Below are 5,418 nucleotides of genomic sequence, written 5' to 3' on the forward strand. Positions count from 1 at the left end.
CTTTTCACCCACTTGGCGATTTTTTAAACCCAGCCTTAGCCCTACTAGGACAAGGTTTAAAGAAATCACCCATTGGGCAAAAATTGGATTTTGCTAATCATCCCTATTTATGCAAAGATCTCCAATATAAAACTTTTTGCCACTTTTAACATTTTCAATATTTTTTTACGGTTGTTAAAACTTAAAAAAAAGACCGCTAAATATAGCGGCATTTAAACTGGTAGTCGCGAGTGAATTCGAATCACCGACCCCTACCATGTCAAGGTAGTGCTCTAACCAACTGAGCTACGCGACTGTAAAAAACAAAATTATACCGTCTTAAAAACAGGTTTTAATAATATCTTGAATATTGCTGGCAGTTTCATACGGGTTGTCAGCATTTTTAATAGGTCGTCCTACAACAATATAATCTGAACCTGATTTAAATGCAGTTGCCACATCAACCACACGCTTTTGGTCGTCATCATTGGCCACAGGACGAATACCTGGTGTTACGGCAATCAACTTATGATCTACATACTCACGCAAGAACGGAACCTCAAGACCCGAAGACACCACGCCATCACAACCTGCTTCAAAAGCACGCTTAGCACGAGAAATCACCAAATCTTGCACATCGCATTTAAAGCCTAAATCCTCTAAATCACCGCTATCAAGACTGGTAAGTGCAGTGACTGCCAATATTTTAAGCTCGCCTTTATGCTCTACTGCTTTTTCCATTAATGCTTGATTGCCGTGAATGGTGGCAAAAGTAGCACCATACTCACTCAAGCGACTGATGGTTCTGCCCACAGTCTCTGGCACATCAAAAAATTTCAAATCAACAAAGACTTTTTTGTCTCGGGCAATCAACCAGTCCATTAATTGAAAGTATTGTCCTGTCATCAACAGTTCCATACCGATTTTGTAAAAACTAACACTATCATCAAGTTGCTCAACCAAATCCTTAGCTTGCATGACTTCTGGCACATCTAGGGCAAAGATTAAGCGGTCTTTAGTCTGAATATCTTTCATCGGGTTTTAGTAAATAAGAAAAATGCATGAATTATACTGTGAGACTTTTGTATAAATATTGTAAAATACCAATATTTTGTCCTTGTGGCTCAGCTGGATAGAGCAGCCGCCTCCTAAGCGGCAGGTCAGTGGTTCGAATCCACTCAAGGACGCCAATAAAGGAGTTAAAATGCATCAGGGTGAATGTCTGTGTGGCAAAGTTAAATTCCAAATTACGCAGAAAATTACAGATATTGTCATGTGTCATTGTAGCGAATGTAGGCGCGTGCAAGGCACTGCCTTTGCTACTAATGGCAATGTAGAGGGCAAAAACTTTAAATTTTTAAGGGGTGAGAACAATCTAACTGAATTTAAAGAAAATGACAATAAAAGTCGATTCTTTTGTCAATCTTGCGGTGCGCCAATTATGGCAAAACTTAAAAATAACCCTGATTACACAAGGGTTAGACTCGGAACAATGACAACTGATGTTAATGAAGCCATTGAAAAACATATTTTTACTCAATCAAAAGCATGTTGGGATACTATCTGTGATGATATTCCGCAACATAAAGAATGGTAAATTAGGAGTGACAAATGAGTGGCAATAGTATTGGCAAATTATTCACAGTAACCACGGCTGGTGAATCACACGGCGAAGCACTAATAGGCATTGTTGACGGCTGCCCGCCCAATATGCAGCTTTCTGAGGCTGATCTACAAGGAGACTTAGATTTAAGAAAGCCAGGCACTTCACGCCACACAACACAGCGTCATGAAGAAGACTTGGTCAAGATTTTATCAGGTACTTTTGAAGGCAAGACTACCGGTACACCGATTGCGCTCATCATTCAAAACACCGACCAACGCTCTAAAGACTACGGCAATATCGCCAACACTTTCCGCCCTGGTCATGCAGATTACACTTACGAGCAGAAATACGGCATTCGTGATTATCGTGGTGGGGGACGCTCTTCTGCGCGTGAGACAGCAATGCGGGTTGCCTGTGGTGGCATTGCTAAAAAGTATTTAAAACAAGAATTTGGCATTGAAATTAAGGGTTATCTTGCACAGTTAGGTCCTATTAAGACCGAGCTATTAGATTGGGATGAAGTGCGTAATAACCCTTTCTTCTGCCCTGATATGAGCAAAGTCTCAGAACTTGAAGATTATATGGACGCCCTAAGAAAATCAGGGGATTCTATTGGTGCGCGTATCAATATAGTTGCCAGCAATATGCCAGTGGGATTAGGGGAGCCAATTTTTGATAGATTAGAAGCCGATGTGGCACATTCAATGATGAGTATTAATGCAGTTAAAGGTGTAGAAATCGGTGCTGGATTTGACTGTATTACCCAACAAGGCACACAGCATCGCGACACTATTACCCCGCAAGGTTTTGAATCAAATAATGCGGGGGGCACACTTGGTGGCATCAGTTCTGGACAAGATTTGTTGGTTTCTATCGCACTCAAACCAACATCAAGCTTGCGTCTTCCAATTGGTAGTATTGACAAAGATGGCAAACCCACAGAGGTCATTACCAAAGGTCGTCACGACCCATGTGTGGGCATTCGTGCCACGCCAATTGCTGAGGCAATGTTGGCAATAACGCTGATGGACCATGTGATGCGTCAGCGTGCGCAAAATATAGGCGTGAAGTCATCCACGCCAAGTGTTCCTGCAAGTAAATAACAAGATAACCACAACTCAATACATCAATACAAGGAAGGAAAAATGCTTTTTTCTCTAATCAACAAATACATCTCTATTAATCCAAAAAATGATATCTTATCAGGGCTAACCGTTGCGCTTGCCTTAGTGCCAGAGGCGGTTGCCTTTGCCCTGCTGGCTGGTGTGGACCCATTAGTCGGTTTGTATGCTGCTTTTACGATTGGTTTGGTTACCTCAATTATCGGTGGTCGCCCCGGTATGATTTCTGGTGCAACAGGTGCAATTGCTGTCGTGATTGGTACACTGGTGGCAGTCCATGGTGAACAGTATTTATTTGCCGCAGTAGTGCTCACGGGACTTATTCAAATTGCTTTTGGCTTGCTCAAACTTGGTAAATTTATTCGCCTCGTGCCACACCCTGTGTTTTTGGGCTTTGTGAATGGTATTGCGATGGTTATTTTTATCGGACAAATCAAACAATTTAAAATCGGCGATGCATGGATTACTGGTGAGCCATTAATGATTATGCTAGCCATTATCGCTGCTACAATGGCAATTATTTATTTCTTACCAAAATTTAGCAAGGTCGTACCTGAAATTTTGGTGGCAGTTATCGTTGGTAGTTTAGCGGTGATTTGGCTTGGACTTGATACGCGCACAGTGGGTGATATTGCTTCTATTAAAGGTGGCATTCCTGCTTTCCATATCCCTGATGTGGCATTTAATTTTGCAACCCTAACAATCATTTTCCCTTATGCACTTACCATGGCGTTAGTCGGCTTAATTGAAAGCTTGCTGACTTTAAACTTGGTTGATGACCTCACAGAAACCACAGGGCAACCAAATCGAGAAAGCGTTGGTCAAGGTGTGGCAAATACACTAACAGGTCTATTTGGTGGTATGGGTGGCTGTGCAATGGTGGGTCAAAGTATTATTAACATTAAATCTGGTGGTCGTGGTCGCCTGTCAGGTATTGTTGCTGCAGTTGCGCTACTATTATTCATCCTTTATCTGTCTGAATACATTGAGATGATTCCAATTGCGGTATTGATTGGCGTGATGTTTATGGTGGTGATTGGCACCTTTGAATGGTGCACGCTAAGCTTGTTTGGCAAAATACCTGTATTAGATATTGTAACTGGTATTTCAGTCGCTGTCATTACTGTGTTGACTGACAACCTTGCGTTAGCAGTGATTGTTGGTGTTATTCTGTCTGCCTTGTCTTTTGCTTGGGAGTCAGCCAGTAAGATTTTTGTTAAACAGCATCAAAATGATAAAGGCAATAATGTTTATGAGGTGCACGGCACTTTGTTCTTTGCCTCAAAAGAGCATTTTCAAGAATTATTTGACCCTAAAGCAGACACCAATGATGTCTACATTGATTTTGGCAATGCTCGAGTGCTAGATCACTCAGCCATTCAAGCCATTGATAAATTGGCCATACGCTATAAACGCATTGGCAAAACATTACACCTACAACACCTAAGTGCTGAGTGTCGATTACTACTTAAAACTGCGAAAAACTTAGTAGAAGTTAATGTTTTAGAAGACCCCACCTACCATGTAGCAGATGACAAATTAGCTTAGCACTTGAAATTTTGATTTAATATCCATATAATTAAACCAGTAAACTTGTAAATAATAAATATTGGAGATAAAAATATGAAAAAAACACTAGCGATCACTGTCTTACTAACATCAACATTACTTAACGCAAACGGGTCTTATCAGTCAAGTTTTTTTAATCATCAGCCTGCATTTAACCAAGGTTTTTGGCGTGATTTTAACCGTCAATTCCAACAATTTGACCATCAAATGGAAAGACTTCAACGCGATAATCACGCTATTAACCCTTATTCAAAGCAGTACTTTGATAAGGCGTCTAATCGTTATGTTATTAAGATTAAAACCTCAGGCATTGGTGAAAACAACTTTAACATCTCAACTGATAAAAACAACTTAATCATCAAAGCCAAACAAAATTCAAAGAGTAACAATAGAAGTTCATCAAGTTATTTCTCGCAAGTCGTTTCTCTTCCTAAAGACGGTGATGTGGAAAATATTATGACAGAGTTTAAAGAAGGGGTATTAAAGATATCAATCCCAAAACTTGACAAACCTAGGGCTTAGATTAGAAAAATAACCACTCAATAAAAGGAAGCAGTAGCGCAAGTCGTCTTACTTTCTTCATTTGCCCTTTTCGTCGCCCCAAAGCAGTTTATGCAGTTGCACTTGCAAACGCACATTGAGTTGCCCATCTAAAATCCATTGTGCCAATTGCATCGGCTTAACTGCCTCAAAGACAGGAGAAAACAGCACTTCTGCTGGTGTTGGGTGTTTGCTTAAAAGTGCCACACTCCAATCAAAATCAGCCTTTGAGCCAATGACAAACTTTAATTGATCTTTAAGCTCTAACTTTTCTATATTGTCGTATAGGTTTTTATCCGATTCGTTTGACGATGGCGTTTTAACATCCATGACAATCGATACGCCTGGATTAATATCAGCAATATCAATGCTGCCACTGGTCTCTAATGACACCTGATAATTTTCTTTAACCAATCTATCAAGCAAAATATGGCAATTAATCTGCGCCAAAGGCTCACCCCCAGTGACACACACAAACTTGGTGTTGTACTTTTTAATCTCGGTAAGTATGACATCAATACTGAGTAAATTATTACCCTTAAAGGCATACTCAGTATCGCAATAACTACATCTGAGTGGACAGCCTGTGAGGCGCACAAACAC

Annotated in this window: 6 protein-coding genes and 2 tRNA genes; 5 read left to right on the forward strand and 3 right to left on the reverse strand. The window is 40.4% G+C overall.

What is annotated here, in order from left to right:
- Positions 1-218 precede the first annotated feature (218 nt).
- Positions 219-295 (reverse strand) — tRNA-Val (locus BBROOKSOX_RS08755).
- Positions 296-318: 23 nt separating this feature from the next.
- Positions 319-1,014 (reverse strand): orotidine-5'-phosphate decarboxylase, encoded by a 696-nt coding sequence (pyrF, locus tag BBROOKSOX_RS08760; protein WP_010646564.1) that lies wholly within the window; start codon positions 1,012-1,014, stop codon positions 319-321.
- 78 nt (positions 1,015-1,092) lie between these two features.
- On the opposite strand from pyrF, the gene BBROOKSOX_RS08765 reads away from it, so the two are divergent.
- From BBROOKSOX_RS08765 to BBROOKSOX_RS08785, 5 genes are all read left to right on the forward strand, one after another.
- Positions 1,093-1,169: transfer RNA gene (locus BBROOKSOX_RS08765), tRNA-Arg, on the forward strand.
- A 14-nt stretch (positions 1,170-1,183) separates the two neighbouring features.
- A complete protein-coding gene (locus BBROOKSOX_RS08770; RefSeq protein WP_139661106.1) occupies positions 1,184-1,576 on the forward strand; it encodes a GFA family protein in 393 nt (130 codons plus the stop codon).
- A gap of 14 nt (positions 1,577-1,590) precedes the next feature.
- Positions 1,591-2,688 (forward strand): chorismate synthase, encoded by a 1,098-nt coding sequence (aroC, locus tag BBROOKSOX_RS08775; protein ID WP_139661108.1) that lies wholly within the window; start codon positions 1,591-1,593, stop codon positions 2,686-2,688.
- 42 nt (positions 2,689-2,730) lie between these two features.
- A complete protein-coding gene (locus BBROOKSOX_RS08780) occupies positions 2,731-4,254 on the forward strand; it encodes a SulP family inorganic anion transporter (protein WP_139661111.1) in 1,524 nt (507 codons plus the stop codon).
- A gap of 75 nt (positions 4,255-4,329) precedes the next feature.
- Positions 4,330-4,797: an Hsp20/alpha crystallin family protein gene (locus BBROOKSOX_RS08785; protein ID WP_139661113.1), complete on the forward strand. Its 468-nt coding sequence runs from the start codon at positions 4,330-4,332 to the stop codon at positions 4,795-4,797.
- Positions 4,798-4,854: 57 nt separating this feature from the next.
- On the opposite strand, the gene BBROOKSOX_RS08790 is transcribed toward BBROOKSOX_RS08785, so the two are convergent.
- Positions 4,855-5,418: radical SAM protein (locus BBROOKSOX_RS08790; protein WP_180323939.1), on the reverse strand; the 564-nt coding region annotated here is incomplete at its 5' end.

The sequence above is a fragment of the bacterium endosymbiont of Bathymodiolus sp. 5 South genome, from assembly GCF_900128535.1.
Taxonomy (GTDB): Bacteria; Pseudomonadota; Gammaproteobacteria; order PS1; family Pseudothioglobaceae; genus Thiodubiliella.

Coding starts and splice junctions, on each gene's coding strand:
- BBROOKSOX_RS08785 (WP_139661113.1), top strand. CDS start 4,330: ATGAAAAAAACACTAGCGATCACTGTCTTACTAACATCAACATTACTT.
- pyrF (WP_010646564.1), bottom strand. CDS start 1,014: ATGAAAGATATTCAGACTAAAGACCGCTTAATCTTTGCCCTAGATGTG.
- aroC (WP_139661108.1), top strand. CDS start 1,591: ATGAGTGGCAATAGTATTGGCAAATTATTCACAGTAACCACGGCTGGT.
- BBROOKSOX_RS08780 (WP_139661111.1), top strand. CDS start 2,731: ATGCTTTTTTCTCTAATCAACAAATACATCTCTATTAATCCAAAAAAT.
- BBROOKSOX_RS08770 (WP_139661106.1), top strand. CDS start 1,184: ATGCATCAGGGTGAATGTCTGTGTGGCAAAGTTAAATTCCAAATTACG.